General features: G+C 69.6%; 21 protein-coding genes and 1 pseudogene. 11 read left to right on the forward strand and 11 right to left on the reverse strand.

From position 1 onward, the window contains the following. Positions 1–11 precede the first annotated feature (11 nt). From ACIOKD_RS40170 to ACIOKD_RS40200, 7 genes are all read left to right on the forward strand, one after another. Positions 12–440, forward strand: coding sequence for a DUF2267 domain-containing protein (locus ACIOKD_RS40170; RefSeq protein ID WP_365408839.1), 429 nt, complete (start codon positions 12–14; stop codon positions 438–440). A 20-nt stretch (positions 441–460) separates the two neighbouring features. Beyond that, complete coding sequence (locus ACIOKD_RS40175) at positions 461–724, forward strand: UBP-type zinc finger domain-containing protein (RefSeq protein WP_104783392.1); 264 nt, start codon at positions 461–463, stop codon at positions 722–724. Continuing rightward, on the forward strand, positions 724–2451 hold the full coding sequence (locus ACIOKD_RS40180; RefSeq protein ID WP_402093323.1) for an FAD-dependent oxidoreductase: 1728 nt from the start codon (positions 724–726) through the stop codon (positions 2449–2451). The genes ACIOKD_RS40175 and ACIOKD_RS40180 overlap by 1 nt, the downstream gene beginning before the upstream one ends. A 502-nt stretch (positions 2452–2953) precedes the next feature. After that, positions 2954–5425: an excinuclease ABC subunit UvrA gene (gene uvrA / locus ACIOKD_RS40185; protein ID WP_402093325.1), complete on the forward strand. Its 2472-nt coding sequence runs from the start codon at positions 2954–2956 to the stop codon at positions 5423–5425. A gap of 187 nt (positions 5426–5612) precedes the next feature. After that, positions 5613–6734, forward strand: coding sequence for a hypothetical protein (locus ACIOKD_RS40190; protein ID WP_402093326.1), 1122 nt, complete (start codon positions 5613–5615; stop codon positions 6732–6734). A 315-nt stretch (positions 6735–7049) separates the two neighbouring features. Next, a complete protein-coding gene (locus ACIOKD_RS40195) occupies positions 7050–9221 on the forward strand; it encodes an FUSC family protein (RefSeq protein ID WP_402093327.1) in 2172 nt (723 codons plus the stop codon). A 313-nt stretch (positions 9222–9534) separates the two neighbouring features. Continuing rightward, complete coding sequence (locus ACIOKD_RS40200; protein ID WP_402093328.1) at positions 9535–9774, forward strand: hypothetical protein; 240 nt, start codon at positions 9535–9537, stop codon at positions 9772–9774. Positions 9775–10053: 279 nt separating this feature from the next. Here ACIOKD_RS40200 and ACIOKD_RS40205 read toward each other — a convergent pair whose 3' ends face one another. The 4 genes from ACIOKD_RS40205 to ACIOKD_RS40220 form a co-directional block, all read right to left on the reverse strand. Then, on the reverse strand, positions 10054–10536 hold the full coding sequence (locus tag ACIOKD_RS40205) for a hypothetical protein (RefSeq protein WP_402093329.1): 483 nt from the start codon (positions 10534–10536) through the stop codon (positions 10054–10056). Beyond that, complete coding sequence (locus ACIOKD_RS40210; protein WP_402093332.1) at positions 10529–12646, reverse strand: hypothetical protein; 2118 nt, start codon at positions 12644–12646, stop codon at positions 10529–10531. The genes ACIOKD_RS40205 and ACIOKD_RS40210 overlap by 8 nt, the downstream gene beginning before the upstream one ends. A gap of 62 nt (positions 12647–12708) precedes the next feature. After that, a complete protein-coding gene (locus ACIOKD_RS40215) occupies positions 12709–14541 on the reverse strand; it encodes a hypothetical protein (protein WP_402093333.1) in 1833 nt (610 codons plus the stop codon). After that, positions 14538–15983, reverse strand: coding sequence for a tyrosine-type recombinase/integrase (locus ACIOKD_RS40220; RefSeq protein ID WP_402093334.1), 1446 nt, complete (start codon positions 15981–15983; stop codon positions 14538–14540). The genes ACIOKD_RS40215 and ACIOKD_RS40220 overlap by 4 nt, the downstream gene beginning before the upstream one ends. A 132-nt stretch (positions 15984–16115) precedes the next feature. Between ACIOKD_RS40220 and ACIOKD_RS40225 the strand changes: the two genes are divergently transcribed. Further along, a complete protein-coding gene (locus tag ACIOKD_RS40225) occupies positions 16116–16349 on the forward strand; it encodes a hypothetical protein (RefSeq protein WP_402093335.1) in 234 nt (77 codons plus the stop codon). Beyond that, on the forward strand, positions 16316–16855 hold the full coding sequence (locus ACIOKD_RS40230; protein WP_402093336.1) for a hypothetical protein: 540 nt from the start codon (positions 16316–16318) through the stop codon (positions 16853–16855). The genes ACIOKD_RS40225 and ACIOKD_RS40230 overlap by 34 nt, the downstream gene beginning before the upstream one ends. Before the next feature lie 45 nt (positions 16856–16900). Here the strand turns inward: ACIOKD_RS40230 and ACIOKD_RS40235 are convergent, their stop codons facing one another. Next, positions 16901–17092, reverse strand: coding sequence for a helix-turn-helix domain-containing protein (locus ACIOKD_RS40235; protein ID WP_402093359.1), 192 nt, complete (start codon positions 17090–17092; stop codon positions 16901–16903). Between the two features lie 230 nt (positions 17093–17322). Continuing rightward, positions 17323–17913 carry an RNA polymerase sigma factor gene (locus tag ACIOKD_RS40240; protein WP_402093337.1) on the reverse strand — a complete coding sequence of 197 codons (591 nt, stop codon included), beginning with the start codon at positions 17911–17913 and terminating at the stop codon, positions 17323–17325. A 411-nt stretch (positions 17914–18324) separates the two neighbouring features. Here ACIOKD_RS40240 and ACIOKD_RS40245 point away from each other — a divergent pair. Next, a pseudogene (locus tag ACIOKD_RS40245) lies at positions 18325–19005 on the forward strand (helicase associated domain-containing protein); the annotation flags it as partial. A 284-nt stretch (positions 19006–19289) separates the two neighbouring features. Here the strand turns inward: ACIOKD_RS40245 and ACIOKD_RS40250 are convergent. The 5 genes from ACIOKD_RS40250 to tap all read right to left on the reverse strand — a co-directional run bounded on the left by ACIOKD_RS40250 (position 19290) and on the right by tap (position 24209). Further along, a complete protein-coding gene (locus ACIOKD_RS40250) occupies positions 19290–20276 on the reverse strand; it encodes a hypothetical protein (RefSeq protein WP_402093338.1) in 987 nt (328 codons plus the stop codon). After that, positions 20276–20851 carry an RNA polymerase sigma factor gene (locus ACIOKD_RS40255; protein WP_402093340.1) on the reverse strand — a complete coding sequence of 192 codons (576 nt, stop codon included), beginning with the start codon at positions 20849–20851 and terminating at the stop codon, positions 20276–20278. Before ACIOKD_RS40255 ends, ACIOKD_RS40250 begins: the two co-directional genes overlap by 1 nt. Next, the gene (locus ACIOKD_RS40260) at positions 20829–21077 is read right to left on the reverse strand and encodes a hypothetical protein (RefSeq protein WP_402093341.1); all 249 of its coding nucleotides are present in this window, start codon (positions 21075–21077) and stop codon (positions 20829–20831) included. Before ACIOKD_RS40260 ends, ACIOKD_RS40255 begins: the two co-directional genes overlap by 23 nt. Positions 21078–21401: 324 nt before the next feature. After that, entirely contained in the window at positions 21402–21959 is a 558-nt protein-coding gene (gene tpg / locus ACIOKD_RS40265; protein ID WP_402093343.1) for a telomere-protecting terminal protein Tpg, read from the reverse strand. Between the two features lie 12 nt (positions 21960–21971). After that, a complete protein-coding gene (gene tap, locus ACIOKD_RS40270) occupies positions 21972–24209 on the reverse strand; it encodes a telomere-associated protein Tap (RefSeq protein ID WP_402093345.1) in 2238 nt (745 codons plus the stop codon). Positions 24210–24571: 362 nt separating this feature from the next. Between tap and ACIOKD_RS40275 the strand changes: the two genes are divergently transcribed. Further along, entirely contained in the window at positions 24572–25960 is a 1389-nt protein-coding gene (locus tag ACIOKD_RS40275) for a DNA-binding protein (RefSeq protein ID WP_402093346.1), read from the forward strand. Positions 25961–26031 lie beyond the last annotated feature (71 nt).

The following is a 26031-nucleotide window of genomic DNA, read 5'->3' on the forward strand; positions in this document are numbered from 1 at the left end:
GGAGCCATGAAATGAGTGAAACGACATTCTCCTCCTTCGATACCATGGTGGACAAAGCCAATCGGCTCCTCAGGGACATCGAGGAAGCCAACGGCTGGCCCAAGGAACGCCGGAAACAGTCGTACGCCGCTTTGCGCGCCGTCCTGCACCGGCTACGGGATCGCCTCTCCGTCGACGGTGCGGTGCACCTGGGGGCGCAGCTTCCGACTCTGATCCGCGGCGTCTACTACGACGGATGGAAGCCGTCGGGGACACCGGTGAAACTCAGTGGCGAGGACTTTTTCCAGCGCGTCAGGGACGACTTTCCCTACGCGGTGGACGGCGGCATCGAAACGGTCGTGCGGACCGTGCTGGAGGCTCTGAAGCGCTACGTCAGCGAAGGGGAGTGGGATCACCTCAAGTCCGGCCTGCCCAACTCGCTGGCCGCCGTACTGCCGTAGCCCCACGAGAGGAGAACGTCATGGCAACGATTCCGGACCCGCACCTGGCCATGGTGCGGCCAGTGACGCCGCGTACCCCGCAGGGCTGCGAGGAGTGCCTCAGGGAGCATTCCCCATGGGTGCACCTGCGGCTCTGCCTCACCTGTGGGCACGTCGGCTGCTGCGACTCCTCACCCCTCAAACACGCCCGACGACACGCGGGCAGCGCCGAGCACCCCATCGTGCAGTCCTTCCAACCGGGAGAGGACTGGCGCTGGTGCTACGTCCATGAGGCCTTGGTCTGATGAGTACTGCCCAGCACAAGAATGGTGCCGCCCGCGAGACGCCGGACCGATACGGGGCGTTCCCGCGCCTGACACCGGAACAGCTTCAGGACCTGACCGCGCACGGTGAGCGCCGCAGGACCACGGAAGGTGAGGTGCTGTACCGGGAGGGCGAGCCCTTCCGGGAGTTCCTCGCCATCCTCAGCGGGACCGTCGAGATCCTCCAGGACCACGGCGGGCCGGAAGAGCGCACGGTGGCGGCACACGGACCCGGCAGGTTCTTGGGCGAACTGGGGATGCTGGAGGGGCAGGCGGCGTTCGACACCGCCGTGGTGCGTGAGGCAGGTGAGATCCTGGCAGTACCGGTGGAGCGCCAACGCACCTTGGTCGGCCGCGACCCCGTACTCGGCGACCTGATCCTCCGCGCGTATCTGGGCCGACGGCATCTTCTCATCGGCCTCGGCGCAGGCTTCCGCATCCTGGGATCGTGCTACTCGCGGGACACGCTGCGGCTACGTGAATTCGCTGCCCGCAACCGGCTGCCCCACCGCTGGCTGGATCTGGAGAGGGACAAGGAGGCTGAGGCGTTGCTGCGTCGGTTCTCCATCCGCCCCGAGGAAACTCCGGTGGTCCTCTGGAAGGGCGAGCAGGTGCTGCGCAATCCGAGCAACGCCGAACTCGCCAGGCTCATCGGGCTGCCCGCCCCCACGGCGGAGGCCGCCCAGTGCGACGTGATGGTCGTCGGCGCGGGCCCCGCAGGACTCGCCGCAGCCGTGTACGGCGCCTCCGACGGCCTCACCACGATTTCCGTCGACGCCGTGGCCACCGGAGGCCAGGCAGGCACCTCGTCCCGCATCGAGAACTACCTCGGCTTCCCGTCGGGCATCTCCGGAGGCGAGCTCATCGAACGCGCGGTGCTCCAGGCCCACAAGTTCGGTGCCCGCCTCATGGTCCCGGCCCAGGTCAACAGGCTCATCCCGCAGGACGACGAGTACGTAGTCACCTTCACAGACGGGTCCCAAGTCCGGGCGGACGCCGTGGTGCTCGCCTCAGGTGTCCGGTACCGCAGACTCGAGGTGCCCGGCATCGACCGCCTGGAGGGCATCAGCGTCTACTACGCGGCGACCGTGCACGAGGCCAGTCTCTGCGAGGCGGACCCGGTCGCCGTTGTCGGCGGAGGCAACTCCGCCGGACAGGCGGCGCTGTTCCTGGCCCACCACGCGTCCGGAGTCCACCTCCTCGTCCGGGGCAGCGACCTCAACGCGGACATGTCGCGTTACCTGGTGGACCAGGTGGAACGGCACCCGAAGATCGAGGTGCTGCTCCATACCGAAGTCCGGGGCGTCTCCGGGAAGGAGAAACTGGAGTCGCTGAGCGTTGAGGACAACGCAAATGGTGAGCGCGGCACGCTGCGGGCCGCCGCGCTGTTCGTGTTCATCGGGGCTCGCCCGCGCACGGAGTGGCTGAGGGGCGTGCTCGCCCTGGACGAGAAGGGCTTCGTCCTGACCGGGGCGGACGCCCAGGCTGCTGCCGACGCGACCCGGTGGGACTCGCTCGGCCGTGGTCCATTGCTGCTGGAGACCAGCCTTCCAGGGGTCTTCGCAGCCGGCGACGTCAGAAGCGGCTCGGTCAAACGAGTTGCCTCGGCCACCGGTGAAGGTGCCATGGCGATCCGCCTCGTGCACGAGCACCGGGAAAATGCCGGCAACCTGGTCCGCACCGCAGGCCCTGAAGGGCCTCGGCCGTGACCGGCCAGTCCGTGTTGTGGCACCGATTTCTCACTGAACAGACCCTCAGGTGGCTGGACACCGCCCAGGCCAGTGCCGCAGCAGTGAGTTTCTGCCCGCTTGTGCTGTGACGCGCCGTCCGGGGTCTTGGGGGGCGGGCGGCGGGCGCCCACGGTGTGCGGGTGGCGAACGAGTACCCGTACCTGAGTTCGATGATGACGAGGGCCAACGGGCTGCTGGGGATCATCCGCAGGACACGCTGCCGCCACCGTCGGGAGCGGGGCCCCCGGTCTACGCGGGCACGGACCCGGGGTGCAGTGCCACCTTGGTCCACCCGGACCGGCGCGTGTCGAAGTTCTCACTTCTCCGGGGCACCCGTCGCGGCCGCTCGTCGGCGCCACGGCACGAACACCTAGCTGGGTCGTGTATCGAAAATGGATCCGGGACACCCCGGACGCCCGTGGGAGCGAGGCCCGGGGACGGCGCCTGTCGTGCGGTTCCCGGCGCAATCAGGTACTCAGGAATGGTGAACAAGGACGCGACCGACCCCTTTGTGCATGTGCGCGGCGCCAGTGAGAACAACCTGCGGAACATCGATGTCGACGTTCCGCGGGACGCGATGGTCGCCTTCACCGGCGTCTCCGGTTCGGGCAAGTCCTCGCTCGCGTTCGGCACGCTCTACGCGGAGGCCCAACGGCGCTACTTCGAGTCCGTAGCACCGTACGCCCGAAGGCTGTTGCAACAGGTCGGCGCACCGCACGTGCAGGAAATCACCGGATTGCCACCCGCCGTGGCCCTGCAGCAGCGACGCGGGTCGCCCAGCTCGCGATCGACGGTCGGCACCATCACCACGCTGTCAAATCTGCTGCGCGTGCTGTACTCCCGCGCCGGCACCTATCCGCCCCGGGCCGCGCGGCTGGAGGCCGAGTCGTTCTCACCCAACACCGCGGCCGGCGCCTGCCCGGAGTGCCACGGACTGGGCGTCGTGCACGACGTCGCCGAGGAGCTGCTCGTCCCGGACCCCTCGCTGAGCATCCGCGAGGGGGCGATCGCCGCCTGGCCGGGCGCCTGGCAGGGCGCCAACCTGCGCAGCGTCGTGAGCGGCCTGGGGATCGACATCGACCGCCCCTGGCGCAGGCTCAGGAAGAAGGACCGGGACTGGCTGCTGTACACGGAGGAGCAGCCCTCCGTGTACATCGAGCCGGAGGAGGACCGCGTCGACTACGGCTACCAAGGCAAGTTCTGGAGCGCCCGCAAGCACGTCATGCACGTCCTCGCCGACTCCAAGAGCGAGAAGATGCGCGAACGGGCACTCCGGTTCGTCAGGAGTGTGCCCTGCCCGGAGTGTCACGGCAGCGGACTGCGGCCTGAGGCACTCGCCGTGACCTTCGCCGGACGTTCCATCGCCGAAATCAACGCGATGCCGCTCACCGATGTCGCGGCCCTGCTGCGGCCCGTCGCAAGGCGGTCCAAGGCCGACGCCACCACGTCGACCGCCCGATCCGGGGAGACGACCGAGGTCGCGGTCCGGATCTGCAGCGATCTGGTCGCACGGGTCGACGTACTGCTCGACCTGGGCCTCGGATATCTCAGCCTCGGGCGCCGCTCGACGACCCTGTCGCCCGGCGAGGCGCAGCGCCTGCGGATCGCCACTCAGCTGCGCTCGGGGCTGTTCGGCGTCGTCTACGTCCTCGACGAACCCTCCGCGGGCCTGCACCCGGCTGACGCGGAACCGCTGCTGGACGTTCTGGACCGCCTCAAGGCGGCGGGCAACTCGCTGTTCGTCGTGGAGCACGACATGGACGTCGTACGGCGGGCGGACTGGGTGGTCGACATCGGCCCCGGCGCGGGCGAGGGCGGCGGGCGCGTGCTGTACAGCGGCCCGGTCGCCGGCCTGGAGCGGGTGAGGGAGTCGGCCACGAGCCAGTACCTCTTCGGGCGCGCCGAGCCGCTCGATCACCGCCCGCGCACACCGCGCGGCTGGCTGCACCTGAGCGGCGTCTCCCGCCACAATCTGCACGACGTGTCCGTCGACGTACCGCTCTGCGTGCTGACGGCGGTTACGGGCGTGTCCGGTTCCGGAAAGTCGACGCTGGTGACGCAGGTGCTGGCGGAGGTTGTCCGCGGCCACCTCGGACTTGTACCCGAGGATCCCGACGAGGCGCAGTTGGAGGTCGACGTCCAGGACGCGTCGGGGGTCGAGTCGTTCGACCGGCTGGTCCGGGTCGATCAACGGCCCATCGGCCGAACTCCCCGGTCCAACCTGGCCACGTACACGGGGATGTTCGACGCGGTGCGCAAGCTGTACGCGGCGACGGACGAGGCCAGGGCGCGCGGCTACTCGGCCGGGCGGTTCTCCTTCAACGTGCCTGAAGGGCGGTGCGAGACCTGCCAGGGCGAAGGATTCGTCGCGGTGGAACTGCTGTTCCTGCCCGGCACCTACGCGCCGTGCCCGACCTGCCAGGGCGCCCGGTACAACGCCGAAACGCTGGAGGTCACCTACCGCGGCAAGAACATCGCGGAAGTACTGGCGCTGTCCGTCGACGCCGCCGCCAAGTTCCTGTCCGCCGTCCCGGCCGCCTCCCGCAGTCTGGAGACGTTGCGCGAGGTGGGACTGGGGTACCTGCGGCTGGGGCAGCCCGCGACGGAGCTCAGCGGTGGTGAGGCGCAACGCATCAAACTGGCCACCGAACTGCAGCGAGCACGCCGCGGCCACGCGCTCTACCTGCTCGACGAGCCGACGGCTGGGCTGCACCCCTCGGACGTCGCGCTGCTGCTGCGACAGCTGCACCGGCTCGTCGACGCGGGCAACACGGTCGTCCTCGTCGAGCACGACCTGGACACGATCGTTACCGCCGACTGGGTCATCGACCTCGGGCCGGGCGGTGGCGACGCGGGCGGGCGTGTGGTCGCGGCGGGCCCGCCGGCCAAGGTGGCGAGGGCCCGCCGCAGCGCCACCGCGCCCTATCTCGCGGCCCGGCTCGCGGGCTCCTGACGACGGCGTGAGGGAGCTGAGCACCGGTCACAGGGAGCAGGCCCCGTACTGGGAGAACGAGGAGATCTGGCCGCGCCGCCTGCACCGGCCGGCGTGAGCCAGCGTGTCATCGCAGCGCCGACGCCACCCCGAGGGCATTCTGTGGGCACTTGCGGTCGCGGGGACAGACAACGAGAAGGATCCAGTCATGCAAGCCTCGTCGCAGGGCGTCACGGTCGTGGCCCTCCTGGCGGATCCGGACGCACCGACCGAGATTGCGAAGCGCATGAGCCGGACCCTTCCTGCCCGGCTCGCCGACAAGTCTGGCCAGGGGCGACGGTTCGACATCGAAGTGATCAGTGAGCCCTTCACTTCAGGGACCGAGGACCCACCCACCTTGATGCGCCGGATCATAGACCGTGGCAGTGCGGAGAATTGGGACATCGTCGTCGCCCTCACCGACCTCCCGCTGCACTTGCACGGCCGCAGGCTCGTCGCGGATATGAGCCACGAACACGGCTTGGCCCTGTTGTCGCTACCTTCGTTGGGGGGCTTCCGGCTGCAGACGAGGGCGCGCCTTGCCGTGGAAGAAGCCGTGCTCGGCTTGGCGGGCCCGCAGCCCACCGCCCCTGAGAGGCCTCCACGAAGGCAGATGCTTCCGGAGTCCGTCGACGGCCGTCTCACACCCGTTCATCCGAGCCCGGTCGGCGAGGAGGAGAGCCCTGATCTCCGGTACGCCATCAGCGGGCCGCGCGGTTATCTACGGGTTCTCTTCGGTATGGTCCGCGCCAACCAGCCGTGGCGGTTGGTGCCAGGCCTTTCGAAAGCCCTGGCTGCCGCGCTCGCTACGGGAGCCGTCGCCACTGTGAACTCCACCGTCTGGACCCTGGCCGATTCTCTGAGCGTGCCGCGCCTCATCATCGCCACGGTCGGGTCCGTGGCGCTCATGATCGGCTGGCTGATCGTGGACGCGCAGCTATGGCATCACTCGGCACAGGGCTCGCCGGAGGCGAGGCAGAGGGCGCGGCTCTACAACGTCTCGACCGTCCTGACCGTGGGTATCGGGGTGCTCGTCTGCTACGTGGGCCTAGTGGTCATCAACTTTGTGTGGGCGCTTTTCATCCTCAACGACCAAGTGTTCGCTTCCATGACACGAGACCCGTTGAACGCAACGGACTACTGGACGTTGTCGTGGTTCGTGGCTTCGACTGCCACGGTGGGCGGCGCGCTGGGATCAGGCCTGGAGAGCGACGAGGCGATCCGAGCAGCCGCCTACTCCAAGCGCGAACAGGAACGTCGCCACATGCTCCAGGACGAGCACGATGGCTAGCTGTACGAAGACGCACAGGAGCCGAGGGCGATGGCGGACGGTGTGTCACGCCCGTCTCCTTGGCGGCGGTGACGATGACGTGATGGTGCGGTCGGTGACCGCGCTGACGGAGCGCAGATCGACTGTTCAGCAGCCCATCGGCTCCTCGGCACTTGCCGGAGCTTCGGCCAGGGGCGTCCGCAGCGGCAACCCCCTGTCCCAGGAACCGCGGCCGTCACCCTGCTGCTGGACCGTGTGGGAGGCCCTCCCGCACGACGGACGGACCAGAACCAGGCCGACGCGAGCCGGCATGGCCTCCCGCCTGGGCTCACGCCCGTGACGTGGCCGCGGGCCTTCAGGGAAGTCCTTTGGTCCGGGCTCAAAATCGAGGAGACGCGGCTGGAGCCCCTGCTCGCGCTGCGCACGGCCGTCGGTGTGGCACTCGTCATCGGGGCGGCGCTATGGCTCGGCTCCCCTGCGTACGCCGCATCTGCCGCCCTCGGCGCCTTCTCCGCGGGTGGGGCCACCTTCCAGCGCACCTGGCGTCCACGCAAGGTGATCGCGCTCGGCGCCGGCGTGGGGCTGGCGCTCAGTACCCTGGTGGGCTACCTGGCGGCGGGGCGACTCGTGACGTTCCTTCCGCTGCTGGCCCTGTGGACCTTTGTCGCGGGGCTGGCGTGGGCCGTCGGATCGACCGCTGGGATCGTCGCAGCGACGACGGTAGGCAGCATGCTTGTGACCATCACCCTGCCCACGAGCGTCGGACGAGCCCTGGAACATGCCGGGATCATCGCGCTCGGCGGAGTGGTGCAGGCCGTGCTGATCCTGCTGTTCCCGATCCGCCGATGGGGGGCGCATCGTGACGCGCTCGCCGACGCCCTGGCCGCCGTGGCGGACTACGCCCGCCAGCTCCGGCACGACCCGACCGCCCGGTTCGACCCGGAGCCCTTGATGACAGCCCGGGACGCGGCCGCCGTCACGCCGTCACAGGCTCGCACCCGCCCCGCCGTCCTCCACGGCCCTCGAGGACTTGCCGAGCGCATTCTGCCGGCCATCGCCGCGCTCGCCGACCCGGACGTCGGCGCCCCGGCTGAGGGACCTGGGAGGGACCGCGCGCGGGAGCTGCTCGACGCGGCCGCCGACGTGTTGGATGCGGCCGCCCGATCGATCCGGCGCGGCACCCCCGTCGAGGTACCGCCCAAGACTGTGGACCTCCTGCGTGGAGACGAGGAGCACGAGGTGCTCGAGGGTCCCGCGCGGCAGGCCGCCGAGAGGCTCGCGGGACTGCTCGGTGAGGCGGTGGAGATCGCTGAGTGCGGCAACGTGCGCAGAAGGACGCCCACGCAACATGGCCCCGCGGGCGCTCAGTTCCTGGTGCGGCCGACCATGTTCCGGCTGATCCCGGTCATCGTGCGGGCGGTCCGTCGTGAGCTCCGCCGCGACTCGCCCGTCTTCCGGCATGCCGTTCGGCTGGCGGCGGTAGCCACGCTCGGCTATCTCATCGCCGCCCGGCTACCCCTGGGTCACGGCTACTGGGCGCCCATCGCTTCGGTGATGGTGATGCGTCCGGACTTCCACCGGACGTACGCGCGTGCGGTCGCCCGTCTCGCCGGGACCCTGGTGGGGGTCGCGCTCGCCACCGGAGTGGTGCGGGCCCTGGGCCCGGACGCCCATGTTTTCGGTGCGCTGGCGGTGGTCTCGGCGGGCCTGTCGTACACCCTGATCCGTACCGGCTACGCCTACTCCCAGTGCTTCACTGCCGCGTACGTCGTCTTCCTACTCGGCATTGGCGGCCAGGCATGGGAACAGACAGTCCCGGAGCGGATGGTACTCACCCTGCTGGGCGGAGCCCTGGCAATGCTGGCCTACGCGGTGTTCCCTGCCTGGGAGACGCCCCGGCTGCCGGAACGGCTCGCGGACTGGCTCGCCGCCAACGGCCGCTACGCGGCCGCAGTGCTCCGCAACTACGCCGAACCGACCAGGGAACGCCGTGCCGACACGCGCAGTGCACAACTGGCGAGCAGAAAAGCGCGTGCCGTCTGGCAGGAGGCATACGACCGGGCAAAACAGGAACCGGTCCGCCCCAGGGGCCTGACTTCGCGTGAGGCGGAGGACGCACAGGAGGCGCTCGACGGGTTCGACAGGGCGGCAACGCTCATGCAGAACCACGCCCCGCAGGACGACAACCCTTCCGCCCTCGAGGCGGAGGGGCTCGCCAAGGCCCTGGAAACGGACACGGCGCAGGCGGCAGCCGACATGCGCGAGCACAGGGATCCGGACTGGGGACGCGTGGAGAAAGCTCTCCAGGCGTGGGAGGGCGCCGGTGCCCGGAGCCCAGCGCTACGGCGCGAGGCGGACCTGCAGAAGCGCGCCCTGGAGGACCTTGCGACAGCCGTAAGCCGCACCCCCCTGGAGCGCGACGTCGGCTCCGTGCGCGAGGAGCAGCGGGTGCGGGAAGCCGTGGAGGCTGAAGACGGTGGCTCAGGACCCGCGCACCGGGGTGGGTGACGTTCCGACGACGGCAAGCGTCGCGCCCTCCTGGAGAGGCAACAGTCTTCCGGCCGCGAGCCAAGCGCCCGTGTCCTGACCGAGCACTACCGCGCCGTGGGAGCCGCCGCCAGCCACCCGGCCACAGCTCTGCGCCTCGGTGTCACCAGCCACTTCTACGTCGGCGAGACCTCCCAGGACGCACGCTGCAACGTCTACCCGCACTACCGCGAATACCTGCGGCCCAAGACCCCGGGCGGCCGCGGCTGGCTCATCGGCCAGGAGCATTTCCAGGCCACCGCCAGCCCTTTCGGCGACTGGCAGCCCACGGGAAGTGATCGACAAGATCCTCACCGAACGAGAACTCCTCAGCATCGACCGCTTCGTGGGACTGATCGACTTCGGCAGCATGCCCCCGGCCATGGTCAACACCTCCTTCGAACTCCTCGCCACCGAGGTCGCCCCCGCCATCCGCAAAAAGACGCGCCTCCACGGACAACTTTCGCGCCTCTTCTCCGAACGATCCACTTCCCGGAGCGTGATCAAGAATGGTCGGCGGAAGCAGCCAGAATGACGCCGAGATCACGGGCTGGTCTGTGATCCGTCAGCGATAGCACGCCCCTGTAGTCACATGGGGCTCCGCGCGATGGCATACGAATACCGCAGCTTTGGAATACGTACCCGGTACCAGCTCTGCGAACTGACATGGCACCAGCCGACGTGCCGTTTTTCGGTGCGGGTAACGATCCTGCTGCGGGCTGAGCTGAAGAAGAGGTTCAGTCGCGTCACGCAGAGTGGCCTCGTCCCAGAATGTGCACCAGAGCCGCTACTCGCGAACACGGCCAGACGGTGGTCACGTCGGCTGCGGAAGGCGCGTGACGGTCGAGTCTGGCTGCTGGATCTGGCGGCGCAGAACGCCGTTGGCGTCTTCGAGCTCCGTCAGGCGCAGGGTGAGGGCCTGGATGTGCTGGGCGTAGGCGTCGATGGTGGCTCGTAGTTCTTCCCGCTCGGCTGCATGGCGTGAGCGCAGGGCCCGCTCGGCTCCTTTGAGGCGGGTGATCTCGCCGGTCAGGGTGTCTGTCTGCGGACGGGGCGCGTCGGGCTCCCGGAGGAGCACTGTGATGATCTTTGCCAGAGGTGAGCGGTAGTAGGTGGCGCGGGAGATGCCGGCCTCGGTGCACAGTGTCGTGACGGTGAGAGTGCCGCCGGTGTTTTCGGGCTGGCCGGCAAGGATCCTCTCGAAGGCGTGAACGATGGCCTGGTCGGTGCCGGGTTGCACGACGAGGGCTGCGTGTTCGAGGGCGTGGCGCAGGCGGAGCGCCGCTGGGTCACTCACGGGCGGAGCCGGGCGACGCAGGTAGGTCGGTGAGGGCGTGGTCGAGGTCGGCGATGTGAGCGGCCAGTGCGGCGGTCTGGAGGCCGGAGAGGCCGGCAGGTGCGTCGAGCGGCTGCTGCGCTTGGGCGCGGGCCGTGGCCAGGCGGGGTAGGTGGATGCTGGAGCGTCGCGCGTTGGGGCAGGTCAGGCACATGGTGAGCAGGGGCAGAGGGCGGCCGGCGCGCTTGGTGCGGTGGGCGCAGACCGCGGTGGCGGGCTGGTAGAAGCAGTCGTTGAGGATGCCGGGGTGGAGGGTCTTGGTCAGGTGCTGGAGCATGGTGCGCAGCCGCGCGGGGCTGGCGACGATGCCGGGCGGGTCGCCCAGCTCGCGGCGGACGCGGTCGAATTCGGCGCTGACGCGGGCGGCCGCTCCGCCGCCGGAGCGGCGGCCGGCGTTCCAGTCGCGGTAGAGGTCTTCGACGTAGTCGAGCTGGGCGATGGCGCGTTCGGTGGCGACTTCGGCAGCGAACCCGGAGGCGGAGGTACCCGCGTAGCCGTCGAAGATGGCCAGTTCGGCGTGTTGGTACTGGCGGGCACCGGCGACGATTCCGAATGGCTGGTGCGCGATGTGCCAGGCCAGGGTGCGGCGGAACTGCCGGGTGTTCAGCCGCCACGGCATTTTGTCCTGCCGTTCGGCCTCCCCGTCACCGGCGATGTCCTCATCGCGCACGGGTTTGTCCGCGGCGCTGACCGCCAGCGGCGGGATGTAGGGGGCCGTCGGTGTGCCGAACAGTTCGTTGAGGTGATCGCGGAACGCGTTCAGGCGCAGGTTGACCGACCCGTACAGGACGAGGTCGTGGCTGGTCATTCCGGTGTGGCCGAAAAGGTGAGTCGGGTCGTCGTTGACCGCACGCAGCAGCGCGACGGCCTGGTGCACGATGCCCAGGACGACCCATTCGGTCTGTTCACCGCTGAGTTTGCGGCCCTTGAAGACCTTGCCGCGCAGCTTGTGCCGCGGCCGGCCGTCCGGGCCGGGCTCGGTGAAGGCGCAGTCCGGGGCCAGCTCGCGTACTTCGGGGTCACGCATCCCCGAGAGGTATGCGATCACGATCCAGCAGGCGGTACGCATCTGAGTGGTCTCCGCTCCCACCTCGGTCGGTCCCGGGCCCATGCGCCAGGGGCGACCGGTGTCGGGCCAGGGCGACATCACGGTGTGCAGACCACCGCTCTCGTATCCGAGCTCGGCCGCGGCGGTGAGCAGGTAGCCCCGCACCTCCGCGGAACAGGCCACGCCGGTCAGGCGCGCGACCAGGGAGGTGTTGGGTGCCTGCAGCACACCGTCGACCACAGGCACGTCCGGGTACCTGCGGGCTTGACGCGTGGGCAGGGCGGGGATGCCGCGGCCAGCGGCGCGCAGTTCCTCCACGTACGCGTCGATCCGGGCCTTGGCCGAGCCGTTGCCGCCGCACCGCTTCGGCTCCTTGCCGGCGGCCTGCAGTTGGGTGTGCTCGGCCCGGGCGGCGAGGATGTCCGGGCCGGCGGTGGTGACGTAGAAGACAGCGGCTTTCAGCAGGGGGCCGATCACTTCCTCGGGGATGCGCTCGGTGCTGTTCTCCGGGTCACGGACGACACCGGCGACCGCGTGTCCCGACCGGCCAGGCCAAGGGTTGACTAGCAGTCGGTCGGAGTGGAGGAACGGGCCGTGGGCGAACACGTGCTTCAACGCCGTCACGCGCATCGCCGCCTCTCCCGGCGAGATGGCCTGCCACCGTTTCAGGGCTGCGCTCAGGTGCGTGGGGGTCACCTCGCTCAGGCGGGCGGCGCCGAGCTCCTGCAAGGTGGTGATCGCGGCCCGGGCCTTGGCGAAGGCGGCGAACGTGCCGGTGAGTTTCATCGGGCCGCGCCGCTGCAAGGACGGGTTGCCCCGCCGCAGCCGGGAGTAGAGGTACTCACGCAGGACGCGGGCAGTCACGGGGTCGGCGACTGAGGCGAACACGATCGTGCGCCCGTTGCTGCTGCGGGGAAGGAACGGCCCCAGGTCCCACACCGCATCAGCGAACCGCGGGCCAGTGCCGGGGCGGCGCGCGGCCGAGAGGACGTGATCGGGCAGTACCGGAGCGTCGTCTGGCACCGGTACCAGCTCTTGAACGCCTGCGGGGGCGGGCGTGGTGCGGGCTGCTGCCGGCCGGGAGCTCACAGCAGACCGCCGAGGATATGGGCGGGGAGGTGCAGGGACGGGTCGTGGCTTTCGGCGATGAGGCGGGCAGTTGCCTGCTGTTCGGCGGTGAACTGCGGCAGGATGCCGGCGGTCACGCGCTCGAACGCCAGCACGTAGCGAGCGTTCCATTCCGGCATGGTCATCTCCTCTCGCTGGGCGGTCAGGAACCCGGTGAAGCTGATCAGCGCCGGCAGGTGGCGGGTGGTGAAAACCGCGTTGGGGCACTCCAGGCATCCCCAGACCGCCACCGGGCAGCCGGCGCCCGGACGGCGGGCGAAGGGCGAGGCGTGGAAGTCGCGGCACGAGGCCAACCACACGTCGCTGTCCCCTGACAATGCCTGCGCGACTTCTCCCGGCAGCAGACCGGCCGGAGAGGCGTCCAGCCGCGTCCCGTCCTCGGCCAAGACCACCGGTGGGTCCAGGGCGGCGTCCAGGGCCTCGCGCAAACCGTCCTCGACGGCTTGGTCGTGCAGCGGGCGGTGGGCTTCGATGTTGGCGTAGTGCTTGGCTGCGACCCGCGGGGTGTGGCCCTCGGCGAAGTCCTCCAGCACTCCGCCGGTCTGGCGGTAGCGGCGCGACTTGTAGCTCTTGCGCAGCCGCCGCAGACTCAGCGTCGGTTTCTCCCCCGCAGCGGTGAACGCCGCTGCAAGGGCGTGGCGTTCGACGAACGCGTGCTTGTACTGCCCCATGTCGGTGGCGCGATAGCGGCCGAAGCTGGTGATGACCCGGCCGGTGCGCTGCGCGTGCGTCCACAGCAGATCGGTACCAGTGAGCTCGCGCCCCTGGGCTGTCAGCCGCAGCGCCAGCCGGACGACCCCGCCCGGGTGGTGCAGGGCCCCGCCGTCGGCCACCCGCAGCGTCTTGCGTGACTGGCCGTGCGCCCGGTTCTTCACATACGCCACGCTCACGTACCCGCGGGCCGGATTGACCAGGCAGTCTTTGGACAGCGCGCCCGCGGCCTCGGGCTCCAGGCCGGTCTGGCAGATCAGCAGCACTACGAACGCGACCACGTCGTGCGCGGTCAGGAAGAAGAGGCGGTTGAGGTGGCCGAGCCCGCCGAGTTCCGTGATCTTGTCCTGGGCGCCCCGCTCTGAAGGGTTCGCTCCGGTGAGCGGGCCTCGCCGGGCGATGTGCCACGCCGCGTTCTCCCGGGTCCACCCGTGCCAGCCTCCGCCGACTGGATCGGCGCCAGCTGCGGCCAGCCGCTCGCCGGTCAGCATGCGGTCGCGGGCAGCGCGAACGCCGGCCAGGGCCGCAGAGTGGATCGTCTCGAACAGCTCATCCGGGTAGGCGTTCAAAGTCCGCGCTCGGCCTTGCCCCACCTGCACCGCGGTGAAGCCCAACCGGGCCTGCATCGCCGGGCTCAGCTTGTCCGGCTGGTCCTCCTGTACCAGCCGGAGCAGCTTCACCACCTGCTGCATCCGTCCGTACGGCGTGACGCTGTCCTCTCCGTAACGGGAGACCAAGCCGGCCTCGAAGGAGTCAAGGAGTTCCGGAGAGAGGTCACCCAGATCCAGCTCGACCCCGGCCCCGGCCCGGGCGGCAAGGTGGGTGACGAACTCGGTCACCGCACGGGCGTAGCCATCCGTGGTGCCCACGTAGCTCTGCCCGTTCTCCACCCCAGCCAGGTGCGACAGGGCCCGCGCTAGGTGCCGGACCACCCGCAGGCACGGCAGCCCCGACAGGTCGAAGCGCCGCTCCACGCCGCCGGAGAACTTGGCAGTGAATGCCACCGGCCCCACCGCCGCCACCGGATCCGGCTCCGAAGGCACGTCCTGCGGCTCGGGGAAACGCACCCGGCGGCTCACCCCGCAGTCCCCATCCGCTCCAGGACCACGCTCTGCGCGTCCCATTGGGCCAGCGCGCCGAGAACGATCTCCTGCGCCTCATCCAGCACGTCCAGGTATACGTACACGGTGGCCTCCCGGGCGTGGCCGAGAAGCAGTTGCAGGGTACGCATCGGATTGCCGACCAGCAGCCGACGCAGTTCGCTGCGAGCCAACGGTCCCTTCAGCGGCTGGCCCAGCGCCCGGACTGCCTGCCGCAGCAGCAGTCCCAGCATGTACACGGCGTAGGTGTGCCGCAGCGTGTGCGGGTGGACCTCGATACCCAGGCCGAACGACGTGCACCGCTCGTTCGCCCGCCGGAACGCCGCCTGCCAGGCAGCGGACTGCAGCGGCCGACCGTCATCGGCAAGCCACAACCACAGCGGCTCTCCCGAGACCACGCCGCTGTCATCCCATGCCAGCCGGCGCCGCTCAGTCGGCGAGATCCTCGCATACGGCCAGCTCCGCTGAGCGCCCTGCGCCAGCAGCGCGTACCGGCCGGCCCGTGCCACCTGTCGGGCGTCCGACCAGCCCGGAAATCCGCCCGCGGCCGCGCACTGGACCACGATCGCGTCCCGCTCGACCGCCAGGAAGTGGTGGACCTGGCGCACCTTGCGCGGCGGCAGGTACACCCGCCGCCCCCTGCCCCGCTTCGCCACGGCGCCAGCCACACGGATCTCCCCAGGACCGCTCAACGGCGGCACCTCCGGCACCAGCAGACTGGCCCCCTCACCCAGACGCATCCCGCTGTGTACGAGCACGTCGGCGAACAGCCCGTTGCGCTCCCCATGCCGGCCCCGCCACCGCGAGTCCGATCGCCCTTCCGGAAGTTCCCCTCGCAGCCCCACGTTCCGCCACAGCAGGTAGTCCTCGAATGCCACGAACCGCAACGGCTCGTCCTGGGGGTCCGACTCCATCTCCGCGTTCACATGCACCCGGCGCGGCCCCGCCGGAGTCATCACCGTCTTGTCGACGTACCGGAACGGAGCCCGCGGCAGCAGCCCGGCGTCAAGCGACCACGCAACCCACTTGTCCAGCGCGGCCACCGACCGGTTCCACGTTCCCACCGACACCGCCTGCGGCCCGTCCGTCCACAGCCGCACCCGCTTATATGCCCGCAGATCCTCGCCATCGCAGTCCCAGATCCGCTTGCCACGCCGAGACGTCTCCAGGAACCGGACGAACAGCGTCACATCACGGGCATACGCCATCACGCTGTTATCTGCTCGCACCCCCCAACTCGGCAGCTCACGCAGAAAGCGGTTCAGGTGCACGTCGTACGAACCGTTCGCGCCAAGCACAAATGGCTGCCCCTCGCGCACACCAGCCCTATCAAGTACTCCTCCAACGTCCGGGAGGGCTGGGCAGTGAGCCAGGCGCGCGTGGCGCGTGGAGTAGAGATCCGCAATCACGGAAGTGGTCACGCGTGCTCCTGCCCGTCCTCACCCGATGCGGCGTACTCACCTTGCCGCGGCAAATAGGAGCTCGCGGGCAGCTCCATCCAAACTCACCCGACCCGGTGATTCACGCTCGACGACCTGCTTCGTGAGACACCGATGGGAGTTCGCATAAATGGCGAGCTGGTGGTGTGGGAGCGGGACCGGCTGGCGTTCGAGCGGCTTCAGCAACGCCTCGCCCGGCGCGGTGCCAGTGCGGTCGAGGCGTCGCGCCAGTGGCCGGCTCACTACGTGGTCTTCGACCTGGTCCACGCGGGCGAGGACGTGACCGGCTGGGCGTACGAGCGGCGCTGGAGGCGATGTTCGCGGACCTGGGCCTGGCGGCGCCGCTGACACTGTGCCCGTCGACCACCGACCCCCAGGTGGCGGGAGGATGGCTGGCGTGGACGGCGGCCGGGCTGGAGGGGCTGTGCTTCAAGGGGCTGACCGAGCCCTACCGGCCGGTGCGTTCGTGGCTCAAGTACAAGGTGCGGGTCACCACCGAGGCCTTCATCGGCGCGGTCACCGGCTCCCTCGCAGCGCCGCGGGCAGCGTTGCTGGGGCGCTACGACCCTGCAGGCCGCCTGCGGTACGTCGGGTCCCAGACCGCCGGCCGCGCCCTGGCCAGCCGGCTGACCCCACCGGCGGGCCCGCACCCGTGGACAGGATGGACGTTCAACGCCGGGTGGGGAACGCAGCGCACCCTTGATGTCCACCTAGTGCAGCCCGATCTCGTGATGGAGATCGCCGTCGACGTCGCCCGCGACGCGGCTGGCCGGTGGCGGCACCGCGTCCGCAGGGGCGTCGATGTCCAGCAGGTGCCGCTGTTCGGCGAGGACGGCAGGAACGTCTCGTCATGAGCTTGGACGGGCTTCCCGGGCGAGGATTCGCCCGGGAAGCGCAGGTCACGGGCGGTCGGTGGACTCGATGATGCCCATGTAGCTCCCGTAAAGGTACTGGTGGAGTGCCTGCTCAGGAACCCGGAACGACCGCCCGACACGGATCGCGGGGAGGTGACCGGAGTGGACCAGGCGGTAGACCGTCATCTTGGAGACCCGCATGACAGAGGCCACTTCGGCGACGGTCAGGAAGGCCACGTCGTTGAGCGGACGCTCCCGAGCACGCTCGCTTTGGGACTGCCGGGCTTCCCTCTCCTGGCTCTTGCCAGGTTGCGGCACCGGCGGCGTTGCCTCTGCCATCCAGTCGAGCAGCTGGTTCTTGCGCTGCGCCAGGCTCTCCTCCTCAATGTCCACCACGGCTTCGGTCTGGTGCAGCATGTTCCCGATCAGGAGGTCGGTGTCGACTGCGCGGCTCTGCTCGTTGTCCGTCATTCCTGCTCCCCCTCTCCCTCTCCCTCTCGCAAGGTGCTCGTCTCGACTGGTTCCACGTCCAGGAGCCCGCCGACAGCCTCGCGCAGCCCTTGCCGGGCCTTGGCCACGTGTTTGCGCACTCCCGATGCCTGGATGCCCAGGATCTCCGCGATGCGCAGCACGGACTGTTGCTCGATGAAGTACAGCAGGGCGACCTCCCTGCGCCTGGGCGGGAGTTGTCGCAACACCTGCCAGCAGCGGTCCAGATCATCCCGGGCAATGACCGCGTGGGCGGGGTCGGGGCTGACGCGTTCATACAGCCGTTCCACATCAGCCTGCAGCCGGTCCCCGAGGGTCTCCCGTCGAATGCCGTCGATCCATCTCCGTCGGCACACACTGCGCAGCCAGTTGCGGCGCTCCTCCGCGTGCAGGCTGGCGAGTGACTCGTCCCATTGAATAACGGCGGCCATGAACGTCTGCTGCACGAGGTCCTCAGCCGCGGCTTTGTCCCCGCCGGTCCGCACCATGGCGTAGCGGGCCAATCCCTTGGCCTCCCGCTCCCATAAAGCGGCGACCAGTCGCCTTTTCTCCTGACCTTGTTGCGTCACACCGGTTTCCCCCTGGTCCGTCTCTGATGGCGCTCCGACATGCACCTGCATGGCAGGCCCCCCTCGTCCCCGCTCCTGAACCACCACCGTGCCGCCAGGAGCGTGGCGTACCAAGGCGATCAGGGTGGCTCTGCGCTGCCATTCCGCCAGGAACGCGGCGGCACCCGCAAGAGCGGGGAGCAGACATAACGCCACCCACAACCTGGACTGCGCAAGGACAGGCCCCAGCGAGCTGGTCCCGTGCTCTACGAGAGTGTTCACATCAAAGAGTCGAACGGGCAGCCCAAAGTGCTGCCTCCGATCACCAAGATTTTCTGGATCGAGGTGCCAGCCTCATGACCGAGCCACTCACATCCGGGCGTCCGGGACGCTGCCGATCGCGTGAACGACTACGCCGAACTGGCCCAACAGCTCCGGTCGTACCAGCGGGCCACCGGGCACCTCGCTCCGCGTCAGGACGCTCTCTGGGGCGAGGGCGACGCGATGGTGCCGGTCGGGCAGCATGTGGCCAATCTCCGGCGGAAGGGCGGCCTCGGGAAGGACCCCGAGCGGGCGGCGGAGCGTGCGGAGCAGCTGGCGGCGTTCGACCCCGACTGGAACTGCCCCTGGCCGCTCGACTGGCAGCGCCACTACCGGGTGCTCGCCGACCTGGTCGACGCCGACGGCAGCCTGCCGGCCATTCAACCCGGGGTGCTGTTCGAGGGTGACGACCTGGGCAAGTGGCTTCAGCGGCAAAAGAACCCGGGCACCTGGGTGCAGCTATCGAGCGAGCAACAGGAGCGGCTGTCCACGCTGGGCATCAAGGCCGCTGAGGCCCCGTCTCCCACCCCGGCGACGACGTCCGCAAGGAAAAGTCTGAGCATGGCGCAGCAGGCGTTCCAGCGCGGCCTGGCCATCCTCACGCAATGGGTGGAACGGGAAGGCGCCCACCGGCCTGTCCCGCGCGGCCACAGCGAAGAGACCACGGTCGACGGCGAGACGGAGCCGATGCTTCTGAAGCTGGGCGTATGGGTATCAAACACCAAGGTGAGGCGCGACAAACTCACCGCAGAACAGCTCGATGCGCTCCGCGCCTTGGGTGTGCTCTGGGCGAAGGCAGCGGTGCCAGCCCCGTCCAGCCCGACAGAGAGTGAACCACTGCCTCGAGCCTTATGAGCTGTGCCAATCAGGTTCTCCCCGTGCCGCACTGCCCGCGGACCGGCAACTGCTCTGCGCGCGTCCCGGACGGCACGTCGACCGGGACGCGTCAGCTCGAAGACGGCTCACGTGTCCCTTGCACGTACGCAATTCTCTCGCAAGCACGGCCATCGCCATCCCCCTCGCTTGCCATAGGCAGCACAGCTCCGACCTGGACGCAGCATCGCCAAGCAGACGTCCTATGCATCGGCGTGGACCACAGAGTCGCATCCCTCGGCCGCGACCACGAGGACTCCGTGCTCTTCATCGGACGGCAGTGAGGCACGGCGCACCCGGGTTTCCCACTGTGCTGGCCATAGAGTTGTTGCGTCCCACAGGATTCCCTCCAGGGGCACATCGTCCAGCTTGGCGCTGGTGAGGTCTGCTCCGATGAAGTCGTTGCTGGCCCGCTCGACTTCTGCGACAACTCTGGCCAGCGTGTCGGCATGCCCACAGCCGTGGGCCAGATCGTCGATGAGGTCCTGGGCGACTGCCCCGACGCCGAACAGGTAGGCGCGTCCGGGTGCCTGGAGTGCGGTGACGGAGGGGGCCAGTTCTTCATCCAGGAGTTCCCGGATGCTGTGCAGTTCGTTGGCGAGGCGCTCGGCCGGGTCGGCGAGGGCGGACTGGACGGCGTTGAGGTAGTCCAGGCCGCTGAGCGCAGCCTGGGACCGGTATGGTTGGGGCCGCCGGGACATGCCCTCAAGGTGGTCTCGGAGTTGTTCCACCACAGTGTCGGCACGGCCCAGCGGCTGTGCGCTGTCGCCCAGAAGGTCACACAGGTCCTGGACGATGCGGACAGCGGTGCGCATGGCCTCGGCCAGGTCGAAAGGCCAGTAGGTGTGCACCAAGCGCAGTGCCCCTTCGCGGTATTTCACACGGATCGTCGCAGGGCGGCGGGCCAGGTGACCCCGGGGCCCGAGACTCGCCTGGAGTGCGGAATTGCGCTGAGCGGCGTAGTCGTCCCGGGACAGGCGGCGGCTGACAGCCTTCCCCGTGGCGCGGTGGGTCGCTGCCAGGAGGCGGTCCAGAGCAAGGTCCGGGGTACGCAGTTCGGGCGGCCCACCGTGAGCGTTGAGGCGGTCAACAATGGCAATGCCCAGTCGACGGTGCATAGTTGTCAGCAGGGCGTCGAGGTCGTCGTCGTGTCGGCTGTTTCCTTCCGCTGCGCGGGGATCGCTGCCCATCACGTCTTCCTCCTCTCGTCGATGAGCCGGCCTTCCAGCCGCAGGCCTTGCTTCAGTGCGGCTCTCGCGCGGGCCAGGTTCTGGCGGACGGCCGCCTGAGTGGTCCCCATCGCGCGTGCGCTTTCCTCAGTGGTGAAACCGTCCAGATGCCAGGCCATTGCGGCTCGTTGCTTGGCTGGCAAATGTTGAAGAAGGGAGATCACCTGGCGTTCTTCCTCCCCCAGTTCGGCGGCGTGGGCCGGGGTCTGCCAGCGCAGGCCGAGCTGCGGTTCGGGCAGGTCCGCGCAGGTCTCTTCGAGTTTCACTTGCTGGCTTACCCAAGACCGCCATGCCACCGTGCGGAGCCAGGCGCGAGGGTAGGTGATCGTGACACCTGGCGCGCACATCTGAGTGAAAGCATCCTGAGCGGCGTCCTGGGCCTCTGCCCAGGACGCCCCCTGCAACAACAGGAAACGGACCAGAGCGGGATACTGCTCGTCATGCAGGGCCCCGGCGAGCTGGATACCCGGCAGGGGGGTGGCAACTGTCTCCAGCGGCTCAGCAAGGTGCAGGTCAGCGCTGACGGCGTCGTCCACGCTCGCCACCCCCGCTCCCGTCGGCGAGATCCGCCTCACGGCCGTCACGGTAGGGGGCAAGTGCGACGGACCGCCCAGTGAGGCAGCGGACCCGCTCGGTCTGCGCCGCCTCACTGATACGCGCCATCTCCACAGACACGTTCAACCGCCGCTGAGCGATCTTCACAATGGCGTTGACGACACTGACGGCCACGGTCACCACCGCTGCGGTGATCACAGGCTCCATTCCGCACCCTTCCCTTTCCCGTACAGGCTTCCAGCCCACCCTCACGCACCTCGCACACCTCAACAGTGCGATTTCTCCGAGGAGTTGTGACATCTGCCTGGTCACGAGACTGTCCCTGCCTGGTAGGACGGCTGGGGGTAGAGCGGCAGCACATCGTCATTCGAATGTGCGCTCCTGAAGGCACGCTGCGGGACGAGCATTGAAGGGTGGCCAGCCAGAATCGCACTGCCGACGCACGTGCGGAGCCCGAGTCGGGCAGGCCATAGCCCCCACCACACGGTCCTGAGGGCGTCAATGTGGTCGACGGTGGTCGCTGTTCGGGGTCTACAGGTCGAACTCGAGGTGCTCGATGTCCGTGAAGCGGACCTCTTCCAGGCTGCCGGCGCGGCGGCCGCTGTCCTGGAAGTACACCTCCTTGAGCGCTTCGGCCGCGATTTCCTGCAGTTGGGCGTCGCTGGAGCCGGCTTCCTGGGCGTCGAAGAGACGGGCGGCGTAGCGGGGCGGCAGGGCGACGGTCAGGTGCCGGATGCGGTCCTGGTCCGTCGACCCGATCGGTGCGGTGTAGCCGAGCCGGGCGCGGGTGTCGATGACGATGCCGCCGGTGGTCGCCGCCTTCTCGCGGGCCTTGGCCCGGATCTGCGGCTGCCAGCGGGCCTTCACCTCGCGCTCCAGGCGCGCGGCGAGGCCCGGGCGGGGCTTTTTGATCTGGTCCTTCACGTACCGCTCGACGGTGCGCTGGGAGACCCGCAGCATCTGGGCGACCGCCTTGGTGCCGCCCAGCTGCTTGACCAGGTACCGCATCTGCGGACCCGCGCTCTTGGGCGCCGGGCGGGTGAACGCTTTTTGCACCGCGGCGTCCAGGCCGTCGCCGATCAAGCTCATCGTGGCCTACTCCTACTCTCCGTTGTCGATGTCGGTGACGGTGCCGTCCTTGATGTACCGGGCGAGGTTGAGCTCCGGGGCGTTGAAGCGCTCGCGGACTTCCTCGCCCCACAAGACGTCCTGGGTACCCTCGTGCTTGACCAGGCCGGGGTTGATGCCGAGCTTGAAGCCGCCGGGCAGCGGCTTGCCCTCCCGGTAGGGCAGGAAGTCCAGCGGCGAGGGCCCGTCGGCCGCGTAGACGACGCAGTCGGACAGGATCGCGACCGGATACTGCCCGGCAAATGCCGCGTGCTTGACGATCTTGCGGTGGAGGTTGATGCGGGTGCGGGAGATGACCGCCGCGCGGATGTCCGGCCGCCATGTTGGGCGGGACAGCGCCCGCCACGGCTCGCCGGGCCGCCAGCCTTCACCGCGCGGGCGCTCGCGCAGCTTGCCCAGACCGCCCTTGACCGTCGCCTTGATCGCCGAGACGACAATCACCAGCTCGGGGTCACGGCTCTGGTAGCGGTCCATGGCGGCGAGGAAGTCGGCCGGCGACAGGTCGGCGTCCACACCGAGGTCGGCCATGGTGGCAAGGAAAGCGTCACGGAGCCGGTTGTACCAGCCGTCCAGATAGCGGCCGTTCTCGTACCGGACGTACGCCTCGACCGGACGTACCTCGTAGCCGAGCTCCACCGCGTACGCCGCGGTCGGCGTCGCGTACCAGGCCGGGCCCTCCGGGCGCTCGCCCTTCGGCGTGAACGGGCTCGGCAGCAGACTCGCGTCCAGATCCGCCCACTTGTCCTTAGCGACCTTCACCCTGGACAGGTCGACGTGAGAGAGGTCGACCAGCCACGAGCCGGGAAGCTTCGCATCGAACACCGGCGCCTTCACATGCGTCGGCGCACCGACGCCGACGACCAGGCCGTTCGCGCCCGCCGCGAAGGCCATGTTCACGTCGATGCCCACGAGGTGCCGCAGGGTGCACTCGGCATCCGTCATCGGCCGCGCCCAGTCGTACGCCTCCTCGAACAACTTCTCCGCCGGACCGCGCACGTGGAAGCGCGGCAGCTCCTTGAGCAACGGGTGCCCGTCGGGGGCCTCGCACGGCGCACAGTCCACCGGATCCTTGCCCAGACTGCCGGGGTTGTGCTCGGAATGCCGCTTGCCGTCGGCGTCGGGCTCGGAGGCCCGGGTCGGCGGGTGCAGGGCGGTCATCAGCTCCAGACCGGTCACGGCGGTCGATCCGCGCGGCGTCATCACCCGCGACGCGTACACGCCCAGCACGCGGGCGAGTTCCGCCGGCGGCAGCTGCCCGGCCTCGCCCCAGTGCCGGGTGTCCAGCGCGTTCCACGACGGGATGCACAGTTGCACACAGGCCCGCTCCGAACCGGTGGCGGGACGGTAGATCCGCGCCCACGGCCCGAACCCCCGCTTCGTCAGCTTCCACTCCGCACGGATCAGCTGCTTGATGACCTTGTGGCCCTCCGGGATCCGTCCGGCGAGCCGCTCTTCGTCGGTGAGGGCGACGGGCAGGCCGTAGCGCTCCAGTGCCGACTCGGTGAGCACGAGCAGCGGGTCGGCGTCCTTGCCCGGCCCGGACAGCTTCGGCTGCCCCAGCTTCGCCTCACGCAGCGTCCAGTCCACCAGGGACGGGATCGACTTGGCGGGCACGTCCAGGACCAGCCCGCCGACGCAGTACGCGAGGACCTGGCCGTCGGCGTCGACATCAACGACCGCCAGCGGACCGTTCTCGAACCGCGGGTCGGCGCCTGCCGGGGTGTTCGCCGGGGCCGCCTTCCTCGCGGCCGTACGGCGCGACGTCGTCGTGGTGGTGGTGCGCGCCGGACGCGACGCGGCAGTCGGAGGCACGGCGTTGGCGGCGGGGCGGGGCTGGGTGTTCTGTTCGGTCGTCATGGCCGCAGCCTCGGGCGCCACGTCTGTGGGCACAGGCTGCACCTGCGGAGCGGGAGCGCTCGAGAACGTCTGTGGAACGGCCGTGTCCTCAACGGGCGCCGTGGCGTTGGTGTCGGCGGGGTAGAGCTCCGCGAGCTTGCCGAGCAGTCGCGCGTACCCCTCGCGTTCCGGCGGCCGCGGCTCGGTCTTGCCGGACTCCCAGCCGCTGACGGTCGCCCGCCGCACATCCAGGGCGGCCGCGACCTCATCCAGGGTCAGGCCGTGCGCGGCGCGCAGCCGCTTGCGTTCCGACGGCGGCGGCAGCGGAGACCGGGACGCGACCAGCGCATCGATCCGATCGAACAACTCGGACATGGAACACCTCCTGAGCAACACCCTAACCCACGAACCGTACGGATAGCGTACGGTTGCCGTACGAAGTGCGTACGAAATGCGTTGCGTTAGGTGTCGATCCAGGAGTCCTGACCCTGTGTCCCGTTCGCGCGGCACCTGGGTCCGTGCGCCGCCGTCCGCTGTGGGGACCAGGAGAGACAGCTCCGACTGAAACCAGCTGGGCCGACCTCGGGTGGCCCCCGGCTCGGCGAAGGAGCAGAGAGGCAGCTTGCGAAAGGAATCAACTCTCCACAGCCGTTCCGGGGAACCGGCTTTGCTTGGATTCCGCTGGGCATCCGTTGCGAAAGCGCCCGCCAGGACGACGGACACGAGACCGTGGTGGAGTGACCCATCACCCCGGCCTGCTGCGGACCGCTCCCCTGCAGGGGGAGACGACCTCGTCGCTGATCTGCCGCATCGCGAGCCGTTACGGGATGGAAGCGAGGGTGTTGCGGTCGTCCTGGCAGTGGCGCAATTACCCGCCGGGGCACGACGGCGGGGGCGCGCGGGCCGACGCCGAGGTACTGCTGAACGCAGCCGGACGGCAGCTCCTGGCAGCCCTGTGCGGCGTCGAGGAAGACATCCTGGCGCGGGCGTTGCCGTCCTGGGGACAGGAGGACGCCAAGCTGTCGGCCGGAAAGAACGCGGTGCCGGCGGCGGCGTGGCGGACCGGCGGCGCGGTCGCCGGGCCGGTCGCCTTCGGCTGCCGCCTGTGCGCGGCCCGGCGTACGGGGACGGCCGTGCGGGTGGTGCGGTACGTGCCGCGCTGGGAGCGGGTGTGTGTCCGGCACCGGCGGTGGCTCCTGGACGCGGACGCCGACCAGCTTCTTGAGTATCTGGACGTGCGGGGTGTGCCGGAGGTGGCCGCGGCGCAGCGGCGGTGGACCGGCGTGGCGCGGCGGGCGGTACGGGCCGGAGCAGAGCCGGAGAGGGTGTTCGCACTGGCGCACGCGGTGGTGGCCCGATGGTGGGAACAGGCCCTGCACTGGGAGCGCGAGGCGGTCTGGCCGCGGCGGCTGCACCAGGTCGCGGGCGGCAACGCCGGGACGGAGCTGGAGCGGTGGCGGATCGTGGGCCGGGACGCGGTCGTCTTCCCCGAGGTGGTGGCCGTCGCCGACGCACTGCTGGACCCGGCCATGGCCGAGCTGGCGTGGCGGGCAAGCGGGGGGACGCGGCCTCGGGTGCGGGGCGGGGATGACCCGTTCTGCCACCAGCTGGGCGAGCGGGTGGACCGGGACTGGCTGGGGCCGCAGGCCGCGGTCGACTACGGCGGCCCGCTGAGCGGCTGGAGGAATGCGATCGTGCGTGCCCCCCGTGGTGGCGGGCCGCCGGGGTGGCGGGACGATCCGTGGTATCTGAAGCGGGAAGAGCAGCCCGCAACGATGGCCGGCCAGCTGCGCGTGATGGCTGCGGAGGCACAGGCGGGCGGCTCGGGTACCCGGTGGCGTGCCACCGTTTCCGCCGAACACCGCTTCCACATCACGCGGTTGCTCGACGACGCCCGCGAGGAGCTGGCGCAACTGCGCGGCGCGCAGAGCGGCACCACCGCCGAGGTGGCCCGCACGCTGCTGGAGCACCTCAGCCAGAGTGCCGAGCTGGTCGACCGGGCCGTGCTGCATACCGCCGCCGCGGCTGTCGCGGCCGGGGTGGCGCTGGAGGAGGTGGCCCAGTGGTCGCGCCTGCCCGCCGAGGAGCTGTCCCGGGTGCTCGCCGCAGGCGGTAGCGAAGACTGACGCCTCCGGCGGCGGCCGGGCAACGGCCCTGGCGCCACGGTCCGCTCTGGGTGCGGCGGGTGGTGCCGAAG

This window comes from Streptomyces sp. NPDC087844, assembly GCF_044742785.1.
Lineage (GTDB): Bacteria > Actinomycetota > Actinomycetes > Streptomycetales > Streptomycetaceae > Streptomyces.

Excerpts from the sequence above, each read along its gene's own strand:
- ACIOKD_RS40175 (WP_104783392.1), top strand. The coding sequence starts at position 461 with ATGGCAACGATTCCGGACCCGCACCTGGCCATGGTGCGGCCAGTGACG.
- ACIOKD_RS40250 (WP_402093338.1), bottom strand. The coding sequence starts at position 20,276 with ATGGGCAGCGATCCCCGCGCAGCGGAAGGAAACAGCCGACACGACGAC.
- ACIOKD_RS40180 (WP_402093323.1), top strand. The coding sequence starts at position 724 with ATGAGTACTGCCCAGCACAAGAATGGTGCCGCCCGCGAGACGCCGGAC.
- uvrA (WP_402093325.1), top strand. The coding sequence starts at position 2,954 with ATGGTGAACAAGGACGCGACCGACCCCTTTGTGCATGTGCGCGGCGCC.
- ACIOKD_RS40225 (WP_402093335.1), top strand. The coding sequence starts at position 16,116 with ATGGGAGTTCGCATAAATGGCGAGCTGGTGGTGTGGGAGCGGGACCGG.
- tpg (WP_402093343.1), bottom strand. The coding sequence starts at position 21,959 with ATGAGCTTGATCGGCGACGGCCTGGACGCCGCGGTGCAAAAAGCGTTC.
- ACIOKD_RS40170 (WP_365408839.1), top strand. The coding sequence starts at position 12 with ATGAGTGAAACGACATTCTCCTCCTTCGATACCATGGTGGACAAAGCC.
- ACIOKD_RS40190 (WP_402093326.1), top strand. The coding sequence starts at position 5,613 with ATGCAAGCCTCGTCGCAGGGCGTCACGGTCGTGGCCCTCCTGGCGGAT.
- tap (WP_402093345.1), bottom strand. The coding sequence starts at position 24,209 with ATGTCCGAGTTGTTCGATCGGATCGATGCGCTGGTCGCGTCCCGGTCT.
- ACIOKD_RS40260 (WP_402093341.1), bottom strand. The coding sequence starts at position 21,077 with ATGGAGCCTGTGATCACCGCAGCGGTGGTGACCGTGGCCGTCAGTGTC.
- ACIOKD_RS40230 (WP_402093336.1), top strand. The coding sequence starts at position 16,316 with ATGTTCGCGGACCTGGGCCTGGCGGCGCCGCTGACACTGTGCCCGTCG.